At 73.4% G+C, this 25,704-nt stretch carries 24 protein-coding genes; 13 read left to right on the top strand and 11 right to left on the bottom strand.

All coding sequences use genetic code 11. The features are described 5' to 3' along the window. Positions 1–68: 68 nt before the first annotated feature. Both AC5L3Z_RS15135 and AC5L3Z_RS15130 read right to left on the bottom strand, forming a co-directional pair. A complete protein-coding gene (locus AC5L3Z_RS15135) occupies positions 69–1,247 on the bottom strand; it encodes an FUSC family protein (protein ID WP_494842465.1) in 1,179 nt (392 codons plus the stop codon). A gap of 98 nt (positions 1,248–1,345) precedes the next feature. Beyond that, on the bottom strand, positions 1,346–1,975 hold the full coding sequence (locus tag AC5L3Z_RS15130; RefSeq protein ID WP_494842463.1) for a DUF6461 domain-containing protein: 630 nt from the start codon (positions 1,973–1,975) through the stop codon (positions 1,346–1,348). Positions 1,976–2,155: 180 nt separating this feature from the next. Here AC5L3Z_RS15130 and AC5L3Z_RS15125 point away from each other — a divergent pair, with 180 nt between their 5' ends. Continuing rightward, a complete protein-coding gene (locus AC5L3Z_RS15125; protein WP_494842461.1) occupies positions 2,156–2,524 on the top strand; it encodes a cyclic-phosphate processing receiver domain-containing protein in 369 nt (122 codons plus the stop codon). A 239-nt stretch (positions 2,525–2,763) separates the two neighbouring features. Here AC5L3Z_RS15125 and AC5L3Z_RS15120 read toward each other — a convergent pair whose 3' ends face one another. Beyond that, complete coding sequence (locus AC5L3Z_RS15120) at positions 2,764–3,909, bottom strand: ice-binding family protein (RefSeq protein WP_494842459.1); 1,146 nt, start codon at positions 3,907–3,909, stop codon at positions 2,764–2,766. A gap of 290 nt (positions 3,910–4,199) precedes the next feature. Here AC5L3Z_RS15120 and AC5L3Z_RS15115 point away from each other — a divergent pair, with 290 nt between their 5' ends. Together AC5L3Z_RS15115 and AC5L3Z_RS15110 are read left to right on the top strand one after the other, a co-directional pair. Continuing rightward, on the top strand, positions 4,200–5,099 hold the full coding sequence (locus tag AC5L3Z_RS15115; protein WP_494842457.1) for a class I SAM-dependent methyltransferase: 900 nt from the start codon (positions 4,200–4,202) through the stop codon (positions 5,097–5,099). Between the two features lie 58 nt (positions 5,100–5,157). After that, positions 5,158–6,165, top strand: coding sequence for a nitronate monooxygenase (locus tag AC5L3Z_RS15110; RefSeq protein ID WP_494842455.1), 1,008 nt, complete (start codon positions 5,158–5,160; stop codon positions 6,163–6,165). 74 nt (positions 6,166–6,239) lie between these two features. Here AC5L3Z_RS15110 and AC5L3Z_RS15105 read toward each other — a convergent pair whose 3' ends face one another. Both AC5L3Z_RS15105 and AC5L3Z_RS15100 read right to left on the bottom strand, forming a co-directional pair. Continuing rightward, the gene (locus AC5L3Z_RS15105) at positions 6,240–7,223 is read right to left on the bottom strand and encodes a hypothetical protein (protein WP_494842453.1); all 984 of its coding nucleotides are present in this window, start codon (positions 7,221–7,223) and stop codon (positions 6,240–6,242) included. Between the two features lie 61 nt (positions 7,224–7,284). Then, the gene (locus AC5L3Z_RS15100) at positions 7,285–7,941 is read right to left on the bottom strand and encodes a 4'-phosphopantetheinyl transferase family protein (RefSeq protein ID WP_494842451.1); all 657 of its coding nucleotides are present in this window, start codon (positions 7,939–7,941) and stop codon (positions 7,285–7,287) included. Between the two features lie 208 nt (positions 7,942–8,149). Between AC5L3Z_RS15100 and AC5L3Z_RS15095 the strand changes: the two genes are divergently transcribed. Then, positions 8,150–8,410: a hypothetical protein gene (locus AC5L3Z_RS15095; RefSeq protein WP_494842449.1), complete on the top strand. Its 261-nt coding sequence runs from the start codon at positions 8,150–8,152 to the stop codon at positions 8,408–8,410. A 46-nt stretch (positions 8,411–8,456) separates the two neighbouring features. Here AC5L3Z_RS15095 and AC5L3Z_RS15090 read toward each other — a convergent pair whose 3' ends face one another. From AC5L3Z_RS15090 to AC5L3Z_RS15080, 3 genes are all read right to left on the bottom strand, one after another. Continuing rightward, positions 8,457–9,242 (bottom strand): peptidase, encoded by a 786-nt coding sequence (locus tag AC5L3Z_RS15090; protein WP_494842447.1) that lies wholly within the window; start codon positions 9,240–9,242, stop codon positions 8,457–8,459. Beyond that, the gene (locus AC5L3Z_RS15085; RefSeq protein ID WP_494842445.1) at positions 9,239–10,519 is read right to left on the bottom strand and encodes a VWA domain-containing protein; all 1,281 of its coding nucleotides are present in this window, start codon (positions 10,517–10,519) and stop codon (positions 9,239–9,241) included. Before AC5L3Z_RS15085 ends, AC5L3Z_RS15090 begins: the two co-directional genes overlap by 4 nt. Positions 10,520–11,095: 576 nt before the next feature. Then, positions 11,096–12,760 carry a dolichyl-phosphate-mannose--protein mannosyltransferase gene (locus AC5L3Z_RS15080; protein WP_494842443.1) on the bottom strand — a complete coding sequence of 555 codons (1,665 nt, stop codon included), beginning with the start codon at positions 12,758–12,760 and terminating at the stop codon, positions 11,096–11,098. Between the two features lie 92 nt (positions 12,761–12,852). Here AC5L3Z_RS15080 and rsmI point away from each other — a divergent pair, with 92 nt between their 5' ends. Beyond that, on the top strand, positions 12,853–13,692 hold the full coding sequence (gene rsmI, locus AC5L3Z_RS15075) for a 16S rRNA (cytidine(1402)-2'-O)-methyltransferase (protein ID WP_494842727.1): 840 nt from the start codon (positions 12,853–12,855) through the stop codon (positions 13,690–13,692). Between the two features lie 42 nt (positions 13,693–13,734). Here the strand turns inward: rsmI and AC5L3Z_RS15070 are convergent, their stop codons facing one another. Beyond that, entirely contained in the window at positions 13,735–14,757 is a 1,023-nt protein-coding gene (locus tag AC5L3Z_RS15070) for a hypothetical protein (RefSeq protein WP_494842441.1), read from the bottom strand. Between the two features lie 169 nt (positions 14,758–14,926). On the opposite strand from AC5L3Z_RS15070, the gene metG reads away from it, so the two are divergent. Continuing rightward, a complete protein-coding gene (gene metG, locus AC5L3Z_RS15065) occupies positions 14,927–16,729 on the top strand; it encodes a methionine--tRNA ligase (RefSeq protein WP_494842439.1) in 1,803 nt (600 codons plus the stop codon). A gap of 70 nt (positions 16,730–16,799) precedes the next feature. On the opposite strand, the gene AC5L3Z_RS15060 is transcribed toward metG, so the two are convergent. Together AC5L3Z_RS15060 and AC5L3Z_RS15055 are read right to left on the bottom strand one after the other, a co-directional pair. Beyond that, the gene (locus AC5L3Z_RS15060; RefSeq protein ID WP_494842437.1) at positions 16,800–17,651 is read right to left on the bottom strand and encodes an alpha/beta fold hydrolase; all 852 of its coding nucleotides are present in this window, start codon (positions 17,649–17,651) and stop codon (positions 16,800–16,802) included. A gap of 69 nt (positions 17,652–17,720) precedes the next feature. Next, positions 17,721–18,968: a hypothetical protein gene (locus tag AC5L3Z_RS15055; RefSeq protein ID WP_494842435.1), complete on the bottom strand. Its 1,248-nt coding sequence runs from the start codon at positions 18,966–18,968 to the stop codon at positions 17,721–17,723. A 95-nt stretch (positions 18,969–19,063) separates the two neighbouring features. Between AC5L3Z_RS15055 and AC5L3Z_RS15050 the strand changes: the two genes are divergently transcribed. The 7 genes from AC5L3Z_RS15050 to AC5L3Z_RS15020 all read left to right on the top strand — a co-directional run bounded on the left by AC5L3Z_RS15050 (position 19,064) and on the right by AC5L3Z_RS15020 (position 25,698). After that, positions 19,064–19,951: a TatD family hydrolase gene (locus tag AC5L3Z_RS15050; RefSeq protein ID WP_494842433.1), complete on the top strand. Its 888-nt coding sequence runs from the start codon at positions 19,064–19,066 to the stop codon at positions 19,949–19,951. 32 nt (positions 19,952–19,983) lie between these two features. Next, positions 19,984–20,853 carry a 16S rRNA (adenine(1518)-N(6)/adenine(1519)-N(6))-dimethyltransferase RsmA gene (gene rsmA, locus AC5L3Z_RS15045; RefSeq protein ID WP_494842431.1) on the top strand — a complete coding sequence of 290 codons (870 nt, stop codon included), beginning with the start codon at positions 19,984–19,986 and terminating at the stop codon, positions 20,851–20,853. A gap of 32 nt (positions 20,854–20,885) precedes the next feature. Further along, entirely contained in the window at positions 20,886–21,470 is a 585-nt protein-coding gene (locus tag AC5L3Z_RS15040; protein ID WP_494842429.1) for a Uma2 family endonuclease, read from the top strand. Further along, on the top strand, positions 21,467–22,417 hold the full coding sequence (locus AC5L3Z_RS15035; RefSeq protein ID WP_494842427.1) for a 4-(cytidine 5'-diphospho)-2-C-methyl-D-erythritol kinase: 951 nt from the start codon (positions 21,467–21,469) through the stop codon (positions 22,415–22,417). The genes AC5L3Z_RS15040 and AC5L3Z_RS15035 overlap by 4 nt, the downstream gene beginning before the upstream one ends. A 297-nt stretch (positions 22,418–22,714) precedes the next feature. After that, entirely contained in the window at positions 22,715–24,526 is a 1,812-nt protein-coding gene (locus AC5L3Z_RS15030; RefSeq protein ID WP_494842426.1) for an ABC-F family ATP-binding cassette domain-containing protein, read from the top strand. A 102-nt stretch (positions 24,527–24,628) separates the two neighbouring features. Beyond that, positions 24,629–25,084 (top strand): DUF4383 domain-containing protein, encoded by a 456-nt coding sequence (locus tag AC5L3Z_RS15025; RefSeq protein ID WP_494842424.1) that lies wholly within the window; start codon positions 24,629–24,631, stop codon positions 25,082–25,084. 140 nt (positions 25,085–25,224) lie between these two features. Beyond that, complete coding sequence (locus AC5L3Z_RS15020; protein WP_494842422.1) at positions 25,225–25,698, top strand: DUF4383 domain-containing protein; 474 nt, start codon at positions 25,225–25,227, stop codon at positions 25,696–25,698. The last annotated feature ends 6 nt before the right edge of the window (positions 25,699–25,704 follow it).

The raw sequence follows: 25,704 nt of genomic DNA, 5'->3' as shown, positions 1-25,704 counted from the left end.
TGTACCTGGATGCCCTCGCCGATGTTCAGCTCGCGTCGCTTCAGTGGGGGTATCGGCCGGCACGCGGGTCAGCCTGCGGCCTGACGAACCATGCGGTTGGCGTCGGTGTGTTCGATCGCCGTTGCTCGGAGGAGTTCCCCGGCGACGGTGCGGACGAGCGCGACGACCGCTGTGCCGGACAGCCCGAGACCCGTCCGATGTGCCTCGCTGGCCTGACAGACGGCAGCCAGTGAGCGCTGCCGTGTCCGGTGTGGTTCTCGTCCGGCGATAAAGTCCTGGTTCAGATCGCGAACCGCCAGCCCGAGGGTGGTCACAGCGTCGGGTAGGAGGGGCGGAATGTGCTCGTCGTTGGCGATGAGGGCGACCGACTTGCGGGTGAGACCACGGCTGGCCAGCACAGCTTTGTTGAGATGCTCCGCGCCTTCGCTGTACTGCTGAAGCGAGTTGCGCCAGTGACGCCGTTGCGGTGAGAGCTGCACGACCTCGCGGGCGCCTTGCAGCGCGTCGGACAGCCTCGCCAGGTCACCACCCATGTCCCTCAGCTCGCGAAGCGCCGCATGGACACTCGGGGCGTCACGGTCGGCCAACCCTCGCCCCGCGGCGATCAGTTGTGTGGCCATCCGGGTGATGGCGGGAGAGGCGGCCTTGCGCACCAGCCGCAGCGGATTGAGCGGAAGGAGAACGGTCGCCACCGCCAGCCCGATCGCCCCACCGGTCATCGCGTTGACCAGCTGCGTCAATTCCACCGCTCGCGCGGTCGGCTCGACCGCGGAAACCAGCACCGCCGTTCCGCCGGCCTGGGTGATGACACCGCCGCGTCCGGTCAACGCGATCGCCAGCAGAATCGTGGCAGTGACGATGAGGCCGGTTTGCGCCGCGCCGTGTCCGATCAGCATGAGCATCGCGTTCGCGATCGCGATGCCCAGTCCCACGCCGGCGATGAGTTCGATGACTCGGCGCAGCCGCTGACCCACTGCCGCCGCCACGGTGCCCACGGCGGCGATTGGCGCGAAGACCGGGTTGTGGGTGCTGATCCCGATCTCGCGTGCCGCGATCCAGGCGAGGCCAGCCGCGAGGCCGGCTTGAACAGCCACCCCGGCATAGATGGCCAACTGTCGCCTTCGGTCCCGTTTGGCGGTCCCTGTCCGCTGTCGCCAGGCGTCGAGCACCTCCTCGGCCCGCGCGGTGTGTGCGTCGCGCGGGACGCCCGCCGCAGGCTCCGTTCGCGACCGCCGCAGCTCGTCCATGGCGGGAGCATCCCCTCCAACGCGGCCGGCAAATCCGTCCGATCCGCTGGATTCCGCCCGACACCTCAGCTCCACACCCAGGTCGAGGGCCGCCGAGATCACCGCGAGGCTCGGTACCGGCCAGGTATCGGGACGGTGCCGCACGCGTAAGTCGCTGCCTCAAGGAGTTCGGGGGTGAGTCGGATCCCGGTGAGGTGTTCGGCGAGGGCGAACGTCGCCTCGGTGTGGAGTTCGTAGCTCGCGTCGTCGTCCTCACTGAGATCGAAGCCGACCTGGCGCATCACCTCCAGGAGGCCGTCGGGGTCACTGCCGTCCCGAGCGCTGGGGAACAGCGGCTCGAAGTGAAGTCGGAGGTCCCCGTCCTCCAGCCAGAAGAAGTGGTCGACCGCGTTGACGTTGCGGAAGTGGGACACGAGCCGAGTGCCCGTCGAGAGCGGAACGATCACCTCGTCGAGGGTGCCGAGATAGCCGTTGGGTTCGACGGCGAGTGCCCAGTCGCCGACCGCGGTGACGCCGACGAACAACCGGCCACCGTGGTGTCCCTCCCATGGCTGGTACGCGGGCTCGAGCAGCTCCTCGGCGCCGGTCACGCGGCACTCCTCCCGCGCGCCCAGTCGGCTCAACAGCTCCGCAGGCGTCAGCCCCTTGACCAGCGTCATGCAGTAGGCCTCCATCAGGCCGGAAAAGCGGTCAGCAAACCAGGTGTAGTCCGAGGCGGTCGCGGTCATGGCCGGATCCTCGCAGGCGTCACCGACACCGCCGGTACGGCTGGGGGACCCGGGGACAGAGGCAGGCTTTCCCACCCGTGGCGATGATCGAGAGCCGGCGGTAGGTGGACCAGGTCGGCGGCACGACGGCCGGCCTCGATTGCGGTAGCGGTGTCGGCTGTCCGGGCCAAGGATGGGGTCATGCTTTCCGAGAAGCCGCCGCGAATCGTGCTGGTTGACGACCTCCGCGCGTTCGTCGATCGCCGGGTGGCGCAGGTGGCGCGCACCAGCGCGGCGGGCGTTCAGGCGCTGGAGCGACACCGCGGAGAGCGGTTGGACGAGCTGTGGCTGGATCACGACCTCGGTGGGGACGACACGATCTGGCCCGTCATCGAGGTGTTGGAGAAGGCCGCGTTCGAGGAGCGGCCGTTCGACATCGGAGTGGTGTACGTCCACTCGGCGAATCCGGTTGGCGCGATGAAGGTCATGCAGGCGTTGCGGCGCTGGGGTTACCACGTGCGCTCGGCGGCTGGATCGCCGCAGGTCGGCTATCTGGCCGAGGCCGATTAGCGGTCGGATCGGGCGATCGCGGCGGCCGGCGATGTCAGCCGGCCGTCGAATGGGCGGGCGAACCTCCGACGTCCGTTGGGGCTGCATCCGGGCCGTGCAGCACGCGGGGAAATGTTCACGGCAGGGCCGCGACCTGCCGGAACGGTCGCAGGTCGGTGATCCTTTCCGCGTCATCCGACAAAGGGCGTGTCGGAGCCGTGACCCCGGCGGCCGGTGACCGGCCGCCGGGGTCTGCCCGGTCAGGACTCGGAGGCCCTGCGGCGGTAGGCGATGAGCAAGGCGGCGCCGGAGGCGACGGCGACGCTGCCGATGCCCGTCAGGACGGGTATCAGCGCACTACCGCCGCTACCGCCGGTCACCGGTAGCTGGGTACGGGTTGGGGTCGGAAACCCGGTCGGAGTTCCCGTCGGCTGGCCGGTCGGGGTTCCCGTCGGCTGGCCTGTCGGGGTGCCCGTGGGCGTGCCGGTCGGGGTGCCGGTGGGCGTGCCGGTCGGGGTGCCGGTGGGCGTGCCCGTGGGCGTGCCCGTCGGGGTGCCGGTCGGGGTGCCCGTGGGCGTGCCGGTCGGGGTGCCGGTGGGCGTGCCCGTCGGGGTGCCCGTGGGCTGGCCGGTCGGGGTGCCCGTTGGAGTGGTTGTCGGCGTTGCTGTGGGTTGGAGGCAGACGGGGGCGTTGATGGTGTTGGTGTCGAGGGTGACGGCGCCGGTCTGGGCCAGGGCGCGGCCTTGGAGGGTTGCGCCGGTGTTCATGGTGATCGAGGTCTGGGCCAGGATGTTGCCCACGAACCGGGTGCCCGTGCCGATCGTGGCCGAGCTGCCCACCTGCCAGTACACGTTGCAGGGCGAGGCGCCGTTGATGAACACGACGCTGCTGTTGGCCGCCGTGATGAGGGTGGAATCGATCTGGAAGATGAAAACTGCCGCCGGGTTGTTCTGAGAGTTCAGGGTCAGGGTGCCGGTCAGTTGTGCGGCGCCGATCCGGTACACCCCGGGGACGAGGGTTGATCCGCCGAGTTCGGCGGGAAGGTTGGTGAACGGGGTCCGGCCGGCGGCGTCGTTGTAGGCGGTGGTCAGGTCGTTCTTGGCTTGCAGGGCGACGGCGTCGCCGAGGTGGATCTCACCGGCGACGGTGCCCGGTGGGAAGCCGGGGGCGGTGTTGCCGGGGTGGACACCGAGGCTCTGCGCCAGGAAGCTCGGGCCGGTGTTGGTGACGGTGGAACCGGCCAGCACGGAGAAGTTCGCCGCTGTCCCCAGGCCGACCGGCGCCGGTTGGGCGCTGGCACCGGTTCCACTGAGAATCAGCAGGGCGGTGGCCGCGAATGCAGCGATGATGGCTCCGAGTGCCGGCAGCGCGGCGCGATGACGGTGGCGGATCGAAGTGACTGTCACGTTTGGCCTCTCATGGTGTGTCTCCGGCAGGCGCTGTTACGACAGCGGGCCGTTGTCACGCCGAAGTGCAGCTATAGGTAATCGGACTTTTGCACATCTAAGCCATAACGAACTAGAAATCGGTCAAATTCCTGCTCGGTCATCGCCGAGGCTCCAGACGGGATGGTCGGGCGAGAGCCACTTCTTCCTGCCCGGGACGCCGCGTATTGCACAGCACGGAAGGGAAAGCGAGCCGCGGCGGCGATCTGTAGGGTCGGTTGCCTGCCCGGCCGCGCCGAGAGGAGCCGGAAGTGCCGGAGGGCTGGGAGTGGGACGGGTCCCTGTTCGAGGGCAGTGCGCCCCACTACGAGCGGGGACGTCTGCCCTATGCCGCGGGTCTGCCCGGGGCGCTCCGGCATGTGCTCCTGCTCGACGGTTCCGGGCGCCTGCTCGACGTCGGGTGCGGGCCGGGCACCGTGACCCTGCCGCTCGCCCCGATGTTCTCCGAAGCGGTGGGAGTGGATCCGGACGAGGGGATGCTGGCCGAGGCTCGCCGACGTGGCGAGCGTGCCGGCGTCGGCAACGTCCGATGGGTCCGGGCGCGCGCCGAGGAGCTGCCGGCCGGGCTCGGCGCCTTCCGGGTGGCGGTCTTCGCGCAGTCCTTCCACTGGATGGACCAGGAGCGGGTCGCGGACACGGTCCACCGGATGCTGACTCCGGGCGGCGTGTTCGTGCACATCAGTGACGCGAAGGAGCCGCTCCCTGCTGCCGGGCTCCCGTACCCCGTTCCTCCCACCAGCGGGATACGGAAGCTCGTGCGGCGCTACCTGGGACCGGTGCGACGGGCCGGTCAGGGCGTGCTGGTGAGCGGCACCCCCGGCGGCGAAGCCGTTGTGCTGGCGCAGGCGGGCTTCGCCGGCCCTGAACGGCTGAGAGTGTCGGCCGACGCGGTGCTGGAGCGGACCGTGGACGACGTCATGGCCTGGGTCTACTCCCGCTCGGACTCGGCGCCGCACCTGTTCGGGCCGAGGCTGGCCGAGTTCGACGGCGATCTCCGAAGGCTTCTGGAGGAGGCGTCGGACGGCGGCCGGTTCTCCGAGCGGGTACCGGACACCGAGGTGTTCCTCTGGCGCAGGTCCGGGACCGCCGACCGACAGCCCCGACCCGAAGTCCCCTTTCCACCCGACGACGCGGAGCGCCGGGAGGAGTAGGAGGGCCGAGGCGCCCGAGTCGCCGCTCGGCGCCGGCGCGGTACTTCACAATGAGGCCATGGTGTTGGGGGTTCCGCGTCCCATCGTGGTCGCGCCGATGGCCGGCGGGCCGTCCACGACAGAGCTGGTGATGGCGGCGGGGACCGCCGGCGCGGTCGGGTTCCTCGCCGCCGGTTACAAGACACCGGAGGCGGTGGCGCGGGAGGTCGCGGAGCTGCGGGCGAGCCGGCTGCCGTACGGGTTGAACATCTTCGTGCCGTCGCCACCCCCGGCCGACCTGGCGCCGCTGCGGGAGTACCGCCGGGCACTGGAGCCGGAGGCGCGACGGTACGGGGTCGATCTGCCGCCGCTGCGGCTCGACGACGACGACCACTTCACGGCCAAGGTCGAGATCGCCGCCGCCGCGGCCGTGCCGCTGGTCAGCTTCACCTTCGGGATGCCCGAGGCGTCGGCCGTCCAGGCGTTGCGCGGCGCGGGGTGCGCGGTGCTGGTGACGGTGACCGACGTCGAGGAGGCGCGGCGGGCGGCTGCCGCCGGCGCGGACGTGCTCGTCGCGCAGGCCGGATCGGCCGGCGGCCACTCGGCCACCACCTCACCCGCCCGATACGACGGATCCTCCACCGCCCCGGACCTGGTGCGTGACGTCGTCGCCGCCGTGGACCTGCCGGTCGTCGCGGCGGGCGGCACCGGCACGGCGGCGGACGTACGACGGGCGCTGGCCGCGGGCGCGGTGGCCGTGCAGGCGGGCACGGTGTTCCTGCTCGCCGACGAGGCCGGGACGCGGCCGGCACAACGACAGGCGATGCTCTCCGGGCGGTTCACCGAGACGGTGGTGACCCGGGCCTTCACCGGCCAGCCGGCGCGGGCGCTGCGGAACCGGTTCACGGACGCCTGGTCGGCGAGCGCGCCGGTCGGGTATCCCGCGGTGCACCACCTGACCACGCCGATCCGCGCGGCGGCTGCCGAACGCGGCGACCCGGACGCGCTCAACCTGTGGTCGGGTACGGCGCATCGGGACGTCCGCCCCGGGCCGGTGGCCGAGATCCTGTCCCGACTGGACGGCTGAGCGTCCGCCTGACCCGGCAGGACAGCGCGACGGGCCGGCCCCACCAGGGGAGCCGGCCCGTCAGCGACGTGGCGTCACGGCTTCCAGGAGCCGGCGGCCTCGAAGTTGTGCTCGTACTCCACGACGCCCTTCTTGTCCCTGACGTCGAAGACCACCGCGCCGGACCGCTTGCTGCCGGCCCGCAGCTTGTTGCCGGCGTCGAGCATGTCCCCGCCGCAGCCGGAGAGCGCGCCGGCCAACCCGTTGGCGGTGGCGCCGTCCTCGGCCACCCACTTGAAGTAGAACGGGTTGATCGAGCCGGTGCCCTTGGTGACCGTGGCGGTCACGTCGGCCACCAGGTAGAGGCCCTTCTGCGGCTCCGGGGCGAACGAGCGGCACGCCTTGGTGGAGGTGCTGAACTTGCGGAGGGTGATCTCGATGGTGCCCTCGTCGTCCTCGATCACCAGGGTGTCGCCGGGCTTCATGTTGAACGTCTCGCCGTCGGCCGGGGCCGACTTCGTGGGCTTGCCGCCGGGGACCGCCGGCGCGGCGGTGGTCGTCGGCAGCGAGCGCTCCAGCTCCTGGGCCTTGTCGGCGGCCTTCTTGCCGCCCGCCACCAGGGCCGCCACGGCGCCGCCGCAGCAGAGCAGCAGGAGCACCGCCACCACGATGCCGACGATGACCCAGGTCTTCTTCTTGGACTTCGCCGGCGCCTGCGGGGCGCCCATGGGGTAGCCCGGGGGCACCGGCCCGCCCGACACGGGCGGGTAGCCGCCCCCGGAGACCGGCGGGTACGGCGCGCCGGAGACCGGCGGCTGCCCCGCGTTCGGGTCGTACGCCGGGTAGGGGGAGCCCGAGACGGGCGGCTGCGGGGCGTAGGGGTTCTGCGGGGCGCCCGACACGGGCGGCTGCGGAGTGGTCGGGTCCACCGGCGCGTACGGGTTCTGGGGCGGACCGGAGACCGGCGGCAGCGGCGCGGTCGGGTCGGCGGGGTACTGCGGCACCGGCGCCGTGGGGAACGGGTCCACCGGCGGCTGGTTGGGGTCCTGCGGCCCGTAAGGGGGCTGGGGCTGGCTCACCGTACTCCTCGGCACTTCGACAGATCGAACTCCTGGACGCTAGTAGGTGCGCGCAAGCCGCTCAGCGAAGGGGCAGCACCGCCGCCGTCCGGACCAGGTCGTCCTCGACGACGAACCGGCCGGTGACCACGGTGGGCGGATCGGCGACGGTCGCCTCGGCGACCCGGGCCGGCGCGATCCGCGCGGTGAACACGCCCGCGTCGGGGTCCAGCTCCACCGTGGCGTCCTGGAAGTCCAACCAGGACCCGACGACCGGGTGCCAGACCTTGTAGACGGTCTCCTTGGCGCTGAACAGCACCAGCGGCCAGTGGACGCCGGCCGGCAGCCGGGCGCACCACCGCTCCTCCTCCGGCCGGCAGATCAGCCGACGTACCCCCGGGTTGAGCTCGCGGAGCCGCTCGGCGTCCATGCCGACGGACCGGACGTCGGTGGTCCGGGCGACCGCCGCCGCGCAGTACCCCCGGGTGTGGGTGATGGTGCCGACCAGGCCTGACGGCCAGACCGGGGAGCGGTCGGCCGCGGCGGGCACCGGCGCGGCCGGCAGCCCGAGCGCGGCCATCGCCCGCCGGGCGCAGGACCGTCCGGCGGTGAAGTCCTGCCGCCGGCTCAGCACCGCGCGTTCGCCCAGCCCGGCCGCTTCGGCGGCGAGCAGCTCGCCCGCCCAGTCCGTCGGCCCGGCCACCGCCACCGCGACGGTCGGCGGCAGCAGGTCACGCATCACCCACCCCTTTCAGGTACGACCGCAGTCCGGCCCGCTCGACGTCGAGCCGGCCGGTCGGAGGGTGAACGTACCGCAACGGTGTAACGGCGGAGAGTTCCGTGGCGCTGTTGGGACGACACGGGGGAGTCGTCCGGTGTCCGCCCGTGCCGGCGGGACGGACCGGCGACGGTCACGACCGCAACGACCAACGTGAGAGGAAGTGGCCATGACAGGTGCCACCACGTCGTCGGACTCCCCACCCGACGAGCACGTTCCGCTGACGCCCGGCTGGATCTGCGGCTCCTGCGGTGACGAGTGGCCCTGTGCGACGAAGCGGGACCGGTTGCTCTCGGAGTACCAGGTCGACCGCGCCTCGCTCAGCGTCTACCTGGGCTCCTGCCTGGCCTCGGCGAGTGCCGACCTGTCCGGGTCCCCGGTGGACCGACTGCGGGACCGGTTCTTCGGATGGATGCCGAGGGGTCGGTGACACCCGGACGCCGGTGGTGGCCGCCCACGGCGGCCACCACCGGCGCTCAGGCCCGGCGCGGGCGGCGGGTCAGGCCGAAGCCGACGACACCGGCGACCGCGGCGAGCACTCCGCCCACCGTGGTCCAGATCCAGCGCGAGCCGAGGTCGGGCAGCCAGTCGGCGAACCCGCTGTCGTCGTCGGCGTCGGCGGGGGCGGCCGCCGGCTCACCGGTCAGCACCGTGCCGGCCTCGGTGACCGGGGTCAGCGGGGCGTTCAGCCTCCCGTCGTCGCGGGAGCCGTCGTCGTCGGCGCTGACCAGCAGCTCCACGTCGACCGGGAGCCCCAGGTCGGGCTCGGGCAGGTCGACCACCGACAGTCGCAGGTAGTAGGTGCCGGGCAGCGGGTCGGCCGACCACGGCTCCGCCCAGGAGCGGACCTGACGCAGCGTGCAACTGAGCGTGACGCTGCCGGCCGAGGCGTCCACGGTCGGCGTCTGCGCCCCGTCCGTGCAGGCCTGCCGGCGGCGCAGCCCGTCGAAGACCTCCACCGTCCAGGTCGAGGGGCCGCTGCGGGTCTTCGGGAACGACACGCTGGCGGTGATCCGGTGGCGCTGGCCGGCGGTGGCCGGGAACGACCAGTACAGGAAGTCGCCGACGGAGGCGTCGACCCGTACCGGCTGGCCGGCGGCGATGCCGGTCGCGGTGAGGAAGGACGTGCCGGCCCGGGTGACCGGGGTGGCGCCCGGGGAGGGAGTGGGCGTGGTGGCCGCGGCCGGGGTCGGGGCGGCCAGCAGGGCCAGTCCGGCGGCGGCCAGCGCCGCACCGGTCCGGACGATCGGGGTACGGGTCATCGGTTCTCCCTCCAGGTCGCCGTCCACCAGCGGGTGAGCAGGCCGGTGACCAGCCCGGCGAGCAGGCCGGCGAGGGTCAGCAGGGCCAGCAGCACCCAGCCGCGGCCGAGGTCGGGTGCGGCCGGGGCGGGGGAGGAGGCGACCACGTCCACGGTCAGCTCGACCGGCATGCCGGGCGTGGCCCGGGTGCCGGGCCGGGGTGCGAAGGCGTTGCTGACCACCAGGCAGACCGTGGTGGTGGGCGCGGTGGCGGCGGTGGCCTCCGGCGCCGGGGTGGCCCCGTCCTCCGTCGCCGACCAGCGCAGCCCCGCCGACACCACGTCGGTACGACCACTGCCGGCGTCCACCCCGCGGACGAGTTCCCGCCCGTCGGCGGTGGTGGCCCGCAGCAGGACCGCGTGGTCGGGGTTCACCGGCCGGTCCAGCGCCAGGCTCACCGAGGCCCGCAGCTCCTGGCCGGGCCGGACGGGGACCCGGTACCAGCGGTGTTCGGAGAAGGTCTCCCGGTCGCTGTAGACGCCGGGGGCGAGCAGCGGCGCGTTGCCGCAGCCGGCCGCGCCGCCGACCACCGTGGGGGTGGCGGTGTAGGTCTGGTTCGCCCGGTCCACCAGCTGTTTGATCCGACCGGCGAGCTCCTCGGCGCTCTCCGCCGCCGTGTAGGTGCCGCCCGTGGCCCCGGCGATGCAGAGCAGCTGCCGGCGCACCTTCTCGTCGGGGGCGAGACCGAGGGTGTCGACGACCAGCTTGGTGCCCTGGGCGGCCAGCTCCCGGGCCACCTCGCACGGATCGGGTGGCGCGCAGGTGTCCTCGCCGTCGGTGATCAGCACGATCCGGCGGGTGGTGGCGCCGGTGCCGAGGTCCTGGGCGGCGGAGCGCAGCGCCAGGCCGACCGGGGTGAAGCCGGTGGGTCGCAGGGTCGCCACCGCGGCCTTGGCCTGGGTGCGGTCGACCCGGCCGACCGGCACGATTTGCTGGGTGTCGAGGCAGCCCTGCTTCTTGTCCTTGCCGCGGTAGGTGGCCCCGAGCACCCGGATGCCGAGCTCGGTCTCCTCGGGCAGCGCGTCGACCACCTCGTTGAACGCCTGCTGGGCGACGGAGATCCGGCTACGCCCGTCGATGTCCCGGGCCCGCATCGAGCCGCTGACGTCGAGCACCAGCTCGACCCTCGGTGGCTCGGCGGGTCTCTCCTCGTCCGCGGCGGCCGGCGCCGGGCCGGTCAGGATGATGGCGGCCGACAATCCGATCAGGACGGCCGTCGATCGTCTCTTGTTGATCACCGCGCGAAGTGTAGTGAGATCCACTCTGGATGATCGTCGGGGGCGGGGGACGGACCCCGGGGCGGGTCGAGGGCCGGCCACCCCGGCCGCCGTCGCCTCGCCCGGGCGGCGCCTCCGTCGTTCGGGTCGCCTCCGGTGTCGCGCGCCAGGCCTCCGACGCCGTTCCGCCTGCGTCCGGCGCCGGGCGGGGGCGCGGCCCTCGCCGCGTCGATCACCTCGATCGGGCGGAAAAGGTACGGACCCTCCGGGTCGAAGCGGCGGACGGTCGGCGCGAGGTGACCATCCGTCAGATGTCAGATGTAAACCAATTGCTCCCCTGCGCATCCGTCGGGAATCTGACTCGAGTCCTCCCGTTGTGCCGGTGCCACAACGTGGTTAAGCTTTTCCTGCGCGCCCCAATCGCCCGCTTCCCCCGTGGCAGGCGATCGGGGCGCGCGCTATTGTGCCCGCGGTTCCCAGCGGTCCCGTGCCCACGCCGGTCGACCCCGCCCCCGGGCCCCTCCCGACTCTTCCGAGCCGCACCCGTCCGAGGCGAGCCCGGCGGTCGTCGCCACGGCTCGGCGGCCCGGTGCGCGGTCAGATCCAGCGGCCGTCCAGCCACATCCGGGCCGACCAGTCCTCGTAGGGCAGCAGGGTGCCGACGAAGATCGGGTGGAAGTAGGCGAAGCAGAGCGCCACCAGCAGCACGTACCCGCCCACCACGAGACCGCCCACCAGCCGGCGGTCGTACGCCTGCTCCGGGTCCGCGTCGGCGGGCGCGGCGCCCGCCGGCCCGGCCGGCGTGACGATGGCGCCGAGCACGTAGACGACGGCCAGCACCAGGAACGGCAGCGCCGGGGCGGCGTAGAAGGAGAACATCGTCCGCCCGTCCAGGGCGAACCAGAACCAGGGCAGCAGGCCGGCGGCGACGGCGACCAGGATCGCCCCGGCCCGCCAGTCCCGCCGCGCCACGCCGAGCCAGACCAGCGCCACCAGGGCGGGCAGGAACGACCACCAGAGCAGCGGCGTGCCGAGCAGCAGGATCTCCGAGGCGCAGCTCGGCGCCCCGCAGGCGCCCTCCCCCGACCAGTGGAACGCCACCGGCCGGCCGAGCAGCAGCCACTGCCACGGCCAGGACTGGTACTTGTGCGCGGTCTCCAGGCCGGTGTGGAATTCGAACGCGGCCTTGTGGTACTGGTACAGGTTGTTCAGCGCCCCCAGCACCGGGGTGTCGCTGAGCATCGGATAGGCCGGCGACGCCGTCCGGTAGTAGCCGACGTCGCCCAGCAACCAGCCCGACCAGGTGAGCAGGTACGTCCCGACGATCAGCAGGCCGGCGAGCACCATCCAGGGCAGCTCGTCGAGGAGCGCGTCGAGCCAGGGGCGGCGCACCCCGGCGGAGCGCCGGACGCCGACCTCCCAGAGGAACACCAGCACCGCGAAGGCCGGGACGAACCAGAGCGCGCTCCACTTCACCCCGACCGCGCAGCCGAGCAGCACCCCGGCGGCGAGCCGCCACCACGGCCAGGTCCGCCAGCCACCGGCCGGTCGCCCGGCCCGCCCCCGCAGGCTCGGGTCCAGCCCGCCCTCCAGCGCCCGGGTCCAGCGGCGCCGTCGGGCGTCCCGGTCCAGCACCAGCGCGCCGAACGCCGCCAGCACGAAGAGCAGCAGGAAGATGTCGAGCAGCGCGGCGCGGGAGAGCACCAGGTGGAAGCCGTCCAGCGCGAGCAGCAGGCCGGCGGCGCAGCCCAGGATGGTGGAGCGGAAGAGCCGGCGCGCGATGCGGACCAGCAGCAGCACCGAGACGATGCCGGCGACCGCCGCGGAGAACCGCCAACCGAACTCCGGGGCGGTGGTCACCAGGTGCCCCGGCACCGAGATCCCGTGCTCCTGGTCCTGGTAGCCGAAGGCCCACTCGCCGAGCCCGATCAGCCACTTGCCCAGCGGCGGGTGGACGACGTACGACGGGCCGTTGTCCTTGTAGTTCCACTCGACGCCCTTGTCGATGAGACCGTAGCCGTCCCGGGCGTAGTAGATCTCGTCGAAGATCTTGCCCTTGGGGGAGCTCAGCCCGAGCAGGCGCAGGACGGCCGCGATCGCCACCACCACGGCGGTGGCGACCCAGGAGTTGACGTCCAGCCGGGCCTCGACGGTGGCGAGCCGGCGGCGGACGACCGCCGGGATCCCCCCGCCGTCGGTCTCGGGGGCCGCCGGTCCGGACCGGTCCGCACTCGCGCTCTGCGCTGTCGACGCACTCGTCACCGGCCGATCGTAGGCTGCGAAGGTGCCCGGTGGCGCCCAACGCCGCCGAGATTGGCACAGCTGTCGATGAAGGAGCACATTCCGTGGCTGAAATGTCCGAGCTCGGGCGCCTGATCCTGCTCGGTGCGCCGCTGGGCAACCCGGCCGACGCCTCGGCCCGGTTCCGTGAGGTGCTCGCCACCGCCGACGTGGTCGCCGCCGAGGACACCCGCCGGCTCGCCCGGCTCGCCCGCGACCTCGACGTCAGCGTGCCCGGCCGGATCGTCTCCTACTTCGAGGGCAACGAGGAGCGGCGTACGCCCGAGTTGGCCGAGGTGCTCACCGCCGGGTACACCGTCGCCCTGGTCACCGACGGCGGAATGCCCAGCGTCTCCGACCCCGGCTACCGGCTGGTCCGGGCCGCCCTCGACGTCGGCGTGCCGGTCACCGCCGCCCCCGGACCCAGCGCGGTGACCACCGCCCTGGCCCTGTCCGGGCTGCCCAGCGACCGGTTCTGCTTCGAGGGATTCCTGCCCCGCTCACCCGGCGGGCGACGGTCCCGGCTGCGCGCCCTCGCCGCCGAGGAACGCACCCTGGTCTTCTTCGAGGCCCCGCACCGGATCGCCGGCGCGCTGGCCGACCTGTCCGCCATCTTCGGCGCGGACCGGCCCGCCGCCCTCTGTCGGGAGCTGACCAAGACGTACGAGGAGATCGTCCGTCGGCCGCTCGGCGAGCTGGCCGAGTGGGCCGCCGAGGGGGAGCCCCGGGGCGAGATCACCGTGGTGGTGGGGGGTGCGCCGCACACCGCGCCGGAGCGGCCGGACGACGACACGCTGCGCGCCGCGGTCGCCGCTCGCGAGGCCGCCGGGATGTCCCGGCGGGATGCCATCAGCGAGGTCGCCACCGACCACGGCCTGCGCCGCCGCGACGTCTACACGGTGGTGCACAGCTGAGCGTCCCGGCCAGGAGGGGGCCCCGCGCCCACCCCGGGAGGGTCACCAGGCGGCGACGAGGAAGCCCAGGGTGATCAGCAGCGGCCCGGCCGACGCCCCGGCCACCGCCCAGCGGCGGTGCCGGGGGTCGGCCAGCCGGAGCGCCCCGGTCCACCGGACGATTCCGGCCCCGCAACCGACCACCATCAGCAGGCCCAGCAGCCAGCGCAGGTGCCGGGCCACCCCGGTGTCGACGTACGCCGTGTCGGCGTCCGGCCCGGTCATCCGGGCCGGGAGGGTGGTGCCGGTGGCCCGGCGCTCGCCCGGCACCCCGCTGACCCGGACGCCGTGCGCGAGGGAGCGGCCGTCGGCGGCGGCGAAGATCCCCCGGCAGCGCTGCGTCAGCCCGCCGCCGGTGCAGTCCGAGATCGCCACCGTTCCGGTGGTGGCGTGACCGACCGCCAGCCAGAACGGGCCGGCGCTCACCCAGGCGAAGAACGCCGCGAGCAGGCTGAACGCGAGCAGCGTCGCGAGTCCGCGTACCGGGTCGGGCGGGTGGGTGGCGCGGGGCGCCGGCCGGCGGGCGGGTGGGGCGGCCGGGGCGCGCTCGCCGCGGTTGGGCTGCTCGCGCAGCGGTGTGCCGTCCCAGTGCACCTTCTCGATCGGCGCCCAGGAGTGCCCGCCCTCCGGGGTGGCCGTCTCGGGGGCCCGGGACGGCTGGCGGACCGGGACGCGGCGCGGCACGGCGTCGACCGGCGCCCCGGTGGTCGGTTCGACCTCCACCGGGGAGTCGTCGGGTCCGGGCACCAGCCGGGGCTGCGGGGCGACCGCGCCGCCCCGCGTCGTGCCGTCCGCGCGGGTCGTACCCTCCGTGCCACCGGTCGGGCCGGCGGCGCCCGCGCCCACCGGGCGGGCCGCGCGGCCGCGGGTCGCCGCGTCCGTGCCGCCGCGGGTCGCCGCGTCCGTGCCGCCGCGGGCCGGGCGGACCACGCCGCCGCGCCGGGCGGCGTCCCCGGTGCCGGCCGGGTCCGTCGCCGTCGCGGGGGACGGGTCGTCGTGCCCGGGTGCCGCTCGTCTGCCAGTCACGGCGTTCATTGGACACCGCCGGCCGCGAGCTGTCGGGCAGCTCACGCCGCGTGTCGGCGACAAATCGGACGAATGGCCGGGGTGGCGGGGTGGTCCGTGCGGGTCGCCGCGCCACCGGGGGGCCTATTGATTCGCGGGCACCGGGGAGCGGTCACTAGGCTTGCTGGTCATGAGTCACGTTCTCGCGGCGGTCGCCTGGCCGTACGCCAACGGCCCGCGCCACATCGGCCACGTCTCCGGTTTCGGCGTTCCCTCCGACGTCTTCGCCCGGTACATGCGGATGGCCGGCCACGACGTGCTCATGGTCTCCGGCACCGACGAGCACGGCACCCCGATCCAGGTGCAGGCCGACGCGGACGGGGTCACCCCCCGCGAGCTGGCCGACCGGTACAACCGGGTGATCGTCGAGGACCTGCACGGGCTCGGCCTCTCCTACGACCTGTTCACCCGCACCACCACCGGCAACCACTACGCGGTGGTGCAGGAGCTCTTCGAGGGGATGCACCGCAACGGGTACATCGTGCCGAAGACCACGATGGGCGCCATCTCGCCGTCGACCGGGCGGACCCTGCCCGACCGCTACATCGAGGGCACCTGCCCGATCTGCGGGTACGACAGCGCCCGTGGCGACCAGTGCGACAACTGCGGCAACCAGCTCGACCCGGTCGACCTGATCGACCCGAAGTCGAAGATCAACGGGGAGACCCCGAAGTTCATCGAGACCGAGCACTTCTTCCTGGACCTGCCCGCCCTGGCCGAGGTGCTGCGGCAGTGGCTGGACACCCGGGAGGGCTGGCGGCCCAACGTGCTGCGGTTCTCCCGGAACCTGCTCGACGACCTCCAGCCCCGGGCCATCACCCGGGACCTGGAGTGGGGGGTCCCGATCCCCCTGGACGGCTGGCGGGACCGGGGCGACAAGAGGATCTACGTGTGGTTCGACGCGGTGATCGGTTACCTGTCGGCCTCCATCGAGTGGGCCCGCCGCTCCGGCGACCCGGAGGCCTGGCGCAGGTGGTGGTCCGCCGACGCGGAGGGCAAGGACGCCCGCGCCTACTACTTCATGGGCAAGGACAACATCGTCTTCCACTCGGTGATCTGGCCGGCGCTGCTCAGCGGCTACTCCGGCGAGGGCTCGCGGGACGGCGAGCCGGGCGAGCTGGGCCGGCTCAACCTGCCCACCGAGGTGGTCTCCAGCGAATACCTGACCATGGAGGGCCGGAAGTTCTCCTCGTCCCGCAAGGTCGTGATCTACGTACGGGACTTCCTGGAGCGGTACGACGCCGACGCGCTGCGCTACTTCATCGCCGCCGCCGGCCCGGAGAGCAACGACACCGACTTCACCTGGGCGGAGTTCCTCCGCCGCAACAACGACGAGCTGGTCGCCGGCTGGGGCAACCTGGTCAACCGGTCCGTCTCGATGGCGGCGAAGAACTTCGGGGCGATCCCGCCGGTCGACCCGGCCGGGCTCACCGAGGCCGACGAGGCGCTGCTCGCCACCGCCCGGGCCGGCTTCGACACGGTCGGCGACCTGATCGCCCGGCACCGGCAGAAGCAGGCCATCGGGGAGGCGATGAAGGTGGTCGCCGAAGCCAACCGCTACCTCTCCGAGCAGGCGCCGTGGAAGCTCAAGGACGCCACGGACAAGCCCCGGATGGGCACCATCCTGCACGTCGTCCTCCAGGTGGTCAGCGACGCCAACACGCTGCTCACCCCCTTCCTGCCGCACTCCGCGCAGAAGGTGCACGAGCTGCTCGGCGGCACCGGCGTGCACGCGCCGATGCCGGTGATCGAGGAGGTCGACGACCTCGACGGCGGGCCGGCGTACCCGGTGCTCACCGGTGACTACACGGTCGGCGCGCGCTGGGAGTCCGTACCGCTGGAGGCCGGGCGGGCGCTCGCCGCGCCGAAGCCGGTCTTCCGCAAGCTCGACCCGGTCATCGTCGAGGAGGAGCTGGCCCGGCTGGCCGGCTGAACCCACGCACGGCGGCGCGGCCCACGGGTCTCCCCGGGGCCGCGCCGCCGATCCGTCGGGTGGTCGCCGCTCAGGCGGTGGCCATGCTGGGCTGGCCGAAGAAGTTCAGCATCTCCCTGGTGACCTCGTCGGCGTGCGTCCAGGGCGTGCCGTGCGGGGCGCCCTCCAGGACGACCAGCCGGCTGTTCGGCAGCATCGGCTGGAGCCGCTGCCCGGTCAACGGGAAGGGCAGCACGTTGTCCTTGTCGCCCTGCACGATCAGCACCGGCACGTCGATCCGGGGCAGGTCGTCCCGGAAGTCCGTCTGCCAGGCGGACACGCTGTCGTGGGTGCCCCGCGCCGAGGCCATCGTGCCGATGTTCCAGTGCGCCCGGTACGCCTCCTCGCTGACCCACCCGCCCTTGTTCTCGGAGTAGTTGAAGAACGCGTCGCAGAAGGAGGTCAGGTAGGCGAACCGGTCGGCCAGGATCGCCTGCTGGAACCCGTCGAAGAGCGCCTTGTCGGCGCCCTCCGGGTTGTCCGCCGTCTTCAGCAGGAACGGCGCCAGCGGGGCGAGCAGCACCGCACGGCTCACCCGACCCGACCCGTACGTGCCCAGGTAGCGGGTCACCTCACCGGTGCCCATCGAATGGCCCACCAGCATCGTGTCGCGCAGGTCCAGCTGCGTCATGAGCACGTCGAGGTCGGCGGTGAACGTGTCGTAGTCGTACCCCGTCGCCGGCTGGCCGGACGCGCCGAAACCCCGCCGGTCGTACGTGATCACCCGGTAGCCGGCGTTCAGCAGCTGGCCGGCGACCTTCTCCCAGGTCGCGCCGTTGAACGGGAACCCGTGGATCAGCACCACCGGCTGACCGGAACCGTGATCCTCGTAGTACAGGTCGATCGGGCCGGAGTTCTCCGCTCCGACGGTGATGAAAGGCATGCGGGTCTCCTGATCTGCGACGTCGGACGCCCGCGCTTTCCCGGGCCACTGCCCGTTATGCGCGCCACGTCACTCCGCGTACGGCACGTCCACCACCCGGTCGTCGGTCACCTCGGCCCCCGGCGCCCACGCCTCGTAGACCCCCCGCTCGTGGCACTGCGCCCCGGTCGCCACCACCGAGTCCGGATCCGGCCGGCACAGCCGCAGCCGCAGCCAGCCCGCCTCCTCCCGCAGCACCAGACAGGGGGCGCCGCGCCAGTGCGCGTACCGCAGGCGGCGGGCCACCGAATCCACCGGGTAGCGGGCCGCCCGGGTCATCGCCAGCACCCGGAACCCGCCCGGCAGGTCGGCCACCGCCTCGTACTCGCCGCCGGCGTGGCCGCCGACGAGCTGGGTGGAGCGGGGCGCGTCGCCGGTCGGGACGTACTCCTGGTCGGGGGAGAGGCCCGGCACGGCGGCCAGCAGGTGCCGCCACTGCGGGCCGACCATCCGCAGCCAGCCCCGCTGCTCCGCCTGGTAGCTGTAGAGCACCACCTCCACGCCGTCGGCGGTGTAGGCGAGCAGGGTGGCGTTCGCCGGCAGCGGCAGGTCGGCCAGGTCCCGGGTGACGAACTCCGGGATGAGCTGGAGGTTGCTGGGGACGAAACCGGTCCCCAGCACCGGCGGCCCGAGCCGGTCCCGCTGCGGCAGGGCCCGCAGCCCCCGGTGCGCCTCGCCGACGGGCACGTCGTAGTCGGCCGGGTCGGCGGCCCGCCAGCGCAGCGCGTACGCCACGTCGGTGCCGTCCCGCCCGCCCTCACCGTCGCCGCGCAGCACCGCCAGCGCCGCCGGTGTCCGCAGGTGCGCCACGTCGTGCTCCCGGTAGCAGAAGCCGTGCGGCAGCCAGCCGCGCACGTAACCGGCGAGCTGGCGGGCGGAGAGCACCTTGACCATCCGGGTGCCGCGCCGGATCACCGCCGAGGCCCGTACCGCGGCCAGCGTCGGATCGCCCGCCGCCGTCGGCTGCTGGCTGAGCTGGTGGACGTCCGACCAGCTCCGGTCCCGGTGCAGCGGCACCAGCAGCGGCGACTCCGGCTCCTCGGCCGGCTCGGTCGCGCCGTGCACCGAGGTCACCTCGGTGACGTGCGCGAAGCGCCGCCACGGTGGCGCGCCGCCCGGGCGGGGCGCCCACTCGAACCCGGCCGCCTCCTCGACGCTGAACAACTCGTACGCGGCGCCTCGGGCGATCTCCTCCGCCGGGTACACCGCCCCGTGGTACGTCACGTGCAGCCCGGCCCGTTCGGACGCGGCGCCGTCGGCCTGCGGGGTGACGCTCATCCCGGCGACGCTAAGCCGGCCAGATGCCGGGCCGGTGAACAGGTGATGGCGTCCCGGGAACGTCGCCCGTGCCCGGTGTGTGATGCTGGCGAGCGATGAGTGAGCCGACCGAGACCCGCAAGCAGCGGGCCGCCCGCCGCGCCGGGGAGTTCCCGCCCGCGCCGGAGCCGCTGCCCCGCCCCGTGCTGGACAGCCACACCCACCTGGACATCACGGTCAGCGAGGCCGGCGTCCCCACCGGTGGGCCCGCCGACGATCCGGTCGCGGTGGCGATCGAGGTGGCCGCCGCGGTCGGCGTGGACCGGCTGGTGCAGGTCGGCGTGGACGTCGCCTCGTCCCGGTGGGGCGCCGACGTGGCCGAGAAGTACCCGGCGGTGCTGGCCACCGTCGCGCTGCACCCGAACGAGGCGCCCCGCCTGGCCGACCTGGACGAGGCGCTGCGGGAGATCGAGGCGCTCGCCGCCCGGGACCGGGTACGCGGCGTCGGCGAGACCGGGATGGACTTCTTCCGCACCGGCGACGAGGGGCGGGCCGCGCAGGAGGAGAGCTTCCGGGCGCACATCGCCATCGCCAAGCGCTACGGCAAGGCGCTGGTCATCCACGACCGCGACGCGCACGCCGACGTGCTGCGCGTCCTCGACGACGAGGGCGCCCCGGACACCGTGGTGCTGCACTGCTTCTCCGGCGACGCCGAGTTCGCCGCCGAGTGCGTGCGCCGGGGCCACCTGCTCAGCTTCGCCGGCACGGTGACCTTCGGCAGCGCCGGGGCGCTGCGCGAGGCCGCCGCGCTCACCCCGCTCGACCAGATCCTGGTGGAGACCGACGCGCCGTACCTGACCCCGATGCCGCACCGGGGACGGCCGAACGCGTCGTACCTGATCCCGCTGACGGTCCGGTCGCTGGCCGCGACCACCGGCGCGGACCTCGACGAGCTCTGCGCCGCCATCTCCGCCACCGGCGACCGCGTCTTCGGCCCGTGGTGAGCGGGTCCGACCCCGCCGCTACGCTACGGGGCGTGACCGGTCTCCTCGGCCCGGCGGAGATCCGGGAACTGGCCGCCCGGCTGGGCGTCGCCCCCACCAAGAAGCTCGGCCAGAACTTCGTGCACGACCCGAACACCGTCCGCCGGATCGTCACCGCCGCCGGGCTGGCCCCGGACGACGTGGCGCTGGAGGTCGGCCCCGGGCTCGGCTCGCTCACCCTGGCCCTGCTCCCGGTCGCCGCGCACGTGCACGCCGTGGAGATCGACCCGGTGCTGGCCGGGGCGCTGCCGGAGACCGCCGCCCGGCACGCCGGCCCGGACGCCGCCCGGCTCACCGTGCACCGGGCCGACGCGCTGCGGGTCCGCGCCGCCGAGCTGGCCGACCCGGCTCCGACCGCGCTGGTGGCGAACCTGCCCTACAACGTCGCCGTGCCGGTGGTGCTGCACCTGCTCGCCGAGCTGCCCAGCCTGCGGCAGGGGCTGGTGATGGTGCAGAAGGAGGTCGCCGACCGGCTGGTCGCCGGTCCCGGCTCCAAGGTGTACGGCATCCCGTCGGTGAAGCTCGCCTGGTACTCCCGCGCCCGCGCCGCCGGCAAGGTGCCGCCGAACGTGTTCTGGCCGGTGCCGAACGTCGACTCCGGCCTGGTCGCCTTCACCCGCCGGGAACCGCCCCGCGACGACGTGGCCCGGGAGGCGGTCTTCGCGGTGGTCGACGCCGCGTTCGCGCAGCGCCGCAAGACGCTGCGCGCCGCGCTGGCCGGCTGGGCCGGTGGGGCCGACCGGGCCGCCGCCGCGCTCACCGCCGCCGGGGTGGACCCGGGCGCACGCGGGGAGTCACTCACCGTCGAACAGTTCGCCGCCATCGCCGCGTCGGCCCCGACCGCCGCGCCCGTCGCGCAGTAGTCTGGCCCCGTGTCCGCGGAGGAGGTGTACGAGTGACCGCGCAGCCGATCGAACCCCCCGCCACAGGGATGTGGTATCCCGATCCGGTCCGGCAACGCCTGGCCAGCTACACCATTGAGGACGTGCTGGCCCTGCCCGACGACGCCCCCCGCGTCGAGTTGCATGACGGAGTCCTTGTCGTGGTTCCTTCCCCCACCTACGACCACCAGACCATCGCCACCCTGGTCTGGCAGTGGCTCAGGCGGCACGCCCCGCTCGATGTAGCGCCGGTCATCGCGGTCGGAGTGGCGATCAGCCACCGGAGCACCTTGGAACCGGACGTGCTGCTGCTTCGCCGCCCGGTGGTCGGCAAGAGTCACTACTTCGACGCCGAGCAGGTCGTGCTCGCCGTCGAGGTCGTCTCGCCCGGCACCCGCCGGTGGGACCGGTTGGAGAAGCCGGCCGACTACGCCGACGCGGGGATCCCGCACTACTGGCGGATCGAGCAGGATCCGTTGCACGTGTACGCGTACGACCTGGTCGACGGCCGGTACGAGCTGGCCGCCGACTCCGCCGAGGAGCTGATCGTGGAAAAGCCGTTCGACATCCGCCTGCCTGTGCGGGACATCGCCCCGTGACCGAAGCCTGGCGACCGGAGGGTGAGGACGAGCGGCGTGGGGCCAGCGGTCCGGTCAGGGTCCGGGTGCCCGCGAAGGTCAACCTGCACCTCGGGGTGGGGCCGCTGCGCCGCGACGGCTACCACGAGCTGAACACCGTCTACCACGCGATCTCGATCTTCGACGAGCTGACCGCCCGGCGCGGCGACACGCTCACCCTGACCATGGAGGGTGAGGGCGCCGGCGAGCTGGCCCTGGACGACACCAACCTGGTGATCCGGGCCGCGCACGCCCTCGCCGGGTACGCCGGCGTGCTGCCGCACGCCCGGCTGCACCTGCGCAAGCAGATCCCGCTCGCCGGCGGGCTCGCCGGCGGCAGCGCCGACGCGGCGGCCACCCTGGTCGCCTGCGACGCGCTCTGGGGCACCGGGCTCTCCCGCGACGAACTGGCCGGCATCGCCGCCGACCTCGGCTCGGACGTGCCCTTCCTGATCCACGGCGGCACCGCGCTGGGCACCGGCCGGGGTGAGGCGGTCAGCCCGGTGCTGGCCCGCCCCACCTCCTGGCACTGGGTGGTGGCCGTGGCCGACGGCGGCCTCTCCACCCCCGCCGCCTACCGGGAGCTGGACCGGCTCCGCGACGCCGGTGCCGCCGGTGCGCCGCTGGGCAGCACCGACGCGCTGCTCGCCGCGCTGCGCCAGCGTGATCCGCGGGTGCTCGCCGCGACCCTCGGCAACGACCTCCAGGACGCCGCGCTGGAGATGCGCCCGTCGCTGGTCGACACCCTCAAGGCCGGCGAGGCGGCCGGCGCGCTCGCCGGCCTCGTCTCCGGCTCCGGCCCGACCTGTGTCTTCCTGGCCGGGGACGCGGCCGACGCCGAGCGGATCGCCGGGGAGCTGGAGGCCGCCGACGTGTGCCGGGAGGCCCGGGTCGCGCACGGGCCGGTCGCCGGAGCCCGCGTCAGCTGACCGGCGCGCCCCGCGCCCCCGACACCTCGGACGCCGGCCTCGCCCGGCGGGTCGCGCAGGCGAGATCGATTCCAGGTCGGCGACGTGGGGGTCTCCGGGTGGCGGGGAGACCCGCGTTCCGGCGGCACGGAGTTGATCGTGCGCGCCGGGCCGGGGCGGTCGCGGGGACACCGGTGCAGGGGAGCGCGCCGGGCGGAGGCGGGCGGCGCGGGCGGCTCGGGCGCCCGCGTACCCTTGGGCCAGGCGTCCCCAGGTGCCCGCCGGCACCGGGACGCCTTGATCATGGGAGGTGAGGTCGTGGCCAACATCGTCAACCTGGACCGGGTGTCCAAGGGGTACGGCGCCGCCGGGCCGCTGCTCACCGACGTCTCGCTCGGCCTGGACGACGCCGACCGGATCGGCGTGGTCGGCCTCAACGGCGCCGGCAAGTCCACCCTGCTGCGGCTGCTCACCAAGCAGGAGGAACCGGACGACGGCCGGGTCACCCACCGCCGCGACCTGCGCGTCGCCTGGCTGCCGCAGAGCCTGACGCTCACCCCCGAGGCGACCGTCCGGGACGTGGTGCTCGGCACCGCCTGGCTGGACCAGAGCATGGGCGCCGAGCACGAGTGGGCCGGCGACGCCGGGGTCCGGGCCATCCTCGACGGGCTCGGCATGCCCCACCTCGGCCTCGACCAGCCGGTCGGCCCGATGTCCGGCGGCGAGCGCCGTCGGGTGGCGCTGGCCGCCCTGCTGGTCCGCGAGTCCGACCTGCTGATCCTCGACGAGCCCACCAACCACCTCGACGTCGGTGGCGTCGACTGGCTGGCGAAGTACCTGGTCGGCCGGAAGGGCGCCCTGGTTGTGGTCACCCACGACCGGTGGTTCCTCGACGCGGTCTGCACCACCACCTGGGAGGTCGCCGACCAGACCGTCCGGGCCTACGAGGGCGGTTTCGCCGCCTGGACCCTGGCCCGGGTCGAGCGCGAGCGGGTCGCCGCGGCCACCGAGGCCCGCCGGCAGAACCTGCTCCGCAAGGAGATCGCCTGGCTGCGGCGCGGACCACCGGCCCGTACCTCCAAGCCGCGGTTCCGCATCGACGCCGCCAACGCGCTCATCGCCGACGTCCCGCCGCCGCGCGACACCATGTCGCTGCAACGGCTCGCCACCGCCCGGCTCGGCAAGCAGGTGTACGACCTGGAGGACGTCCGGCTGCTCGCCGGCCCGAAGGAGATCCTGCACCGCGCCACCTGGCAGGTCGGCCCCGGCGACCGGATCGCCGTCCTCGGCCGCAACGGCGCCGGCAAGACCACCCTGCTGCGGATGCTCGCCGGCGTCACCGGCCCCGACGGCGGGCGCTTCCACACCGGCTCCACCGTCCGGCCCGCGTTCCTCTCCCAGGAGCTGGCCGAGCTCCCCGGCCACCTGCGGGTCCTGGAGGCCGTCGAGGAGGTCGCCCGCCGGGTGCAGCTGGGCGACCGGGAGGTCTCCGCCGCTCAGCTCGCCGAGATCTTCGGCTTCGACGACCGGCGGCTCTGGACGCCGGTCAGCGACCTCTCCGGCGGGGAGCGCCGCCGGTTGCAGATGCTCCGGCTGCTCGCCGGCGAGCCGAACGTGCTGCTCTTCGACGAGCCGACCAATGACCTGGACACCGACACCCTGGCCGCGCTGGAGGACCTGCTCGACTCCTGGCCCGGGACGATCATCGTGGCCAGCCACGACCGGTACCTCATCGAACGGGTCACCGACGTCGCGTACGGCATGTTCGGCGACGGCCGGCTGGTGCACCTGCCCGGCGGCGTCGACGAGTACCTGGCGCGGGCCGGTGGGGCGGAGCCGGCGCGTACCCCCACGGCCCCCACGGCCCCCACGGCCGGGCCGGGCGCCGCCGCCCCGACCGGCATGTCGGCCGCCGAGGCCCGGCAGGCCCGCAAGGAACTGGCCCGGCTGGAGCGTCAGGTCGCCAAGCTGGAGCAGAAGGAGACCGCGCTGCTCGACCAGCTCGCCACGCACGCCACCGACTACGCCAAGGTGGCCGAGCTCGACGCGCAGCTCAAGGAGCTGCGGGCCGAACGCGAGCGGACCGAGGAGACGTGGCTGGCCCTGGCCGACGAGATCCCACCGGTCTGAGGTGGCTCCCGCCGCCGGACGGGGCCCCGTGTGCGGCGTCACATGCCGGCGTGCGGGAGAATCGTCGGCGACCCTCACCCGAACGGCGTTGGAGACACAGTCATGGCCCATACCCCCGTCAACCACCCCGCGCGGCCGGTCTACCGGGCGATCGGCGGGCTCGTTGGTCTGTACCTGGTGGTCTTCGGTGTGCTCGGCATCATCGCGAGCGCCGGCAACGACATCCTCGCCCAGGATGACACCAAGGTCTTCGGTCAGGGCACGAACCTCGGATTCTCGCTGCTCAGCGTCCTGATCGGCATCGCCGTGCTGGCCGGCACCGCGATCGGCCGCAACCTCGACGTGGCGATCAACCAGGTCCTGGCGTACGGCCTGATGGTGCTGGGCCTGGCGCAGCTGGCCTTCATCCAGACCGACGCCAACATCTTCAACTTCACCATCATCACCGTCATCGTGGTGCTGACCCTGAGCCTGGTCCTGCTGATGGTCGGCATGTACGGCAAGGTCGGCACCGACGAGGACAAGGAAGCCTGGCAGAAGGCTCGCCTCGTGCTCTGATCCGCCGCTGATGGCGCCCGCGGTTGTCGCCGGGGCCCGACCCGGACCGGGGCGGGCGCCGGCGACCGCCGTTTGACGGACAGTGGGCGCCCGGCTGAGCGACAATTCCTCCGAACCGGCCGCATTCGGATGGGGGAGTCATGGTGCACTTTCCGGTGAACCACCCGGCGCGCCCGCTGTACCGGGCCATCGCCGGCCTGGTCGGGCTCTACATCCTGGTCTTCGGCGTCTGGGGCGTCGCGCTGACCTGGGACCAGCCGCTGTTCGACCGGGGCGACACCTGGGCCCTCGGGCTCCGCACCAACCTCGCGTTCTCGCTCGTGTCGGTGGCCTTCGGAATCGTCCTGATCATCGGCGCGTCCCGGCGGAGCAACCTGGGCCACTACATGAACCTGACCGCCGGTGTGGTCTTCATGGTCACCGGCATCGCCATGATGGCCGTCCTGCAGACCACCGTGAACTTCCTGAACTTCTCCATGTCGACGGTGATCATCTCGATGGTCTTCGGGCTGACGCTGCTCGCCACCGGCCTCTACGACAAGGTCGGCACCGAGGAACACGCCGAGCAGGAGAAGGCCAGCCGCCGCCACCCGATAGCCGAGGCCAACCACTGAGCCGGC

It is taken from the genome of Micromonospora sp. LZ37 (genome assembly GCF_059359015.1).
The sequence above is the reverse complement of the archived record's forward strand: the minus strand, read 5'-3'. Positions and strand labels throughout refer to the sequence as shown.

Bases quoted from the DNA above. Each gene is read 5' to 3' on its own strand.
- AC5L3Z_RS15055 (WP_494842435.1), bottom strand. From the start codon at position 18,968: ATGAGCGTCACCCCGCAGGCCGACGGCGCCGCGTCCGAACGGGCCGGG.
- AC5L3Z_RS15095 (WP_494842449.1), top strand. From the start codon at position 8,150: ATGACAGGTGCCACCACGTCGTCGGACTCCCCACCCGACGAGCACGTT.
- metG (WP_494842439.1), top strand. From the start codon at position 14,927: ATGAGTCACGTTCTCGCGGCGGTCGCCTGGCCGTACGCCAACGGCCCG.
- AC5L3Z_RS15060 (WP_494842437.1), bottom strand. From the start codon at position 17,651: ATGCCTTTCATCACCGTCGGAGCGGAGAACTCCGGCCCGATCGACCTG.
- AC5L3Z_RS15130 (WP_494842463.1), bottom strand. From the start codon at position 1,975: ATGACCGCGACCGCCTCGGACTACACCTGGTTTGCTGACCGCTTTTCC.
- AC5L3Z_RS15050 (WP_494842433.1), top strand. From the start codon at position 19,064: ATGAGTGAGCCGACCGAGACCCGCAAGCAGCGGGCCGCCCGCCGCGCC.
- AC5L3Z_RS15090 (WP_494842447.1), bottom strand. From the start codon at position 9,242: ATGACCCGTACCCCGATCGTCCGGACCGGTGCGGCGCTGGCCGCCGCC.
- AC5L3Z_RS15100 (WP_494842451.1), bottom strand. From the start codon at position 7,941: ATGCGTGACCTGCTGCCGCCGACCGTCGCGGTGGCGGTGGCCGGGCCG.
- rsmI (WP_494842727.1), top strand. From the start codon at position 12,853: ATGTCCGAGCTCGGGCGCCTGATCCTGCTCGGTGCGCCGCTGGGCAAC.
- AC5L3Z_RS15020 (WP_494842422.1), top strand. From the start codon at position 25,225: ATGGTGCACTTTCCGGTGAACCACCCGGCGCGCCCGCTGTACCGGGCC.
- AC5L3Z_RS15025 (WP_494842424.1), top strand. From the start codon at position 24,629: ATGGCCCATACCCCCGTCAACCACCCCGCGCGGCCGGTCTACCGGGCG.
- AC5L3Z_RS15110 (WP_494842455.1), top strand. From the start codon at position 5,158: ATGGTGTTGGGGGTTCCGCGTCCCATCGTGGTCGCGCCGATGGCCGGC.
- AC5L3Z_RS15135 (WP_494842465.1), bottom strand. From the start codon at position 1,247: ATGGACGAGCTGCGGCGGTCGCGAACGGAGCCTGCGGCGGGCGTCCCG.
- AC5L3Z_RS15125 (WP_494842461.1), top strand. From the start codon at position 2,156: ATGCTTTCCGAGAAGCCGCCGCGAATCGTGCTGGTTGACGACCTCCGC.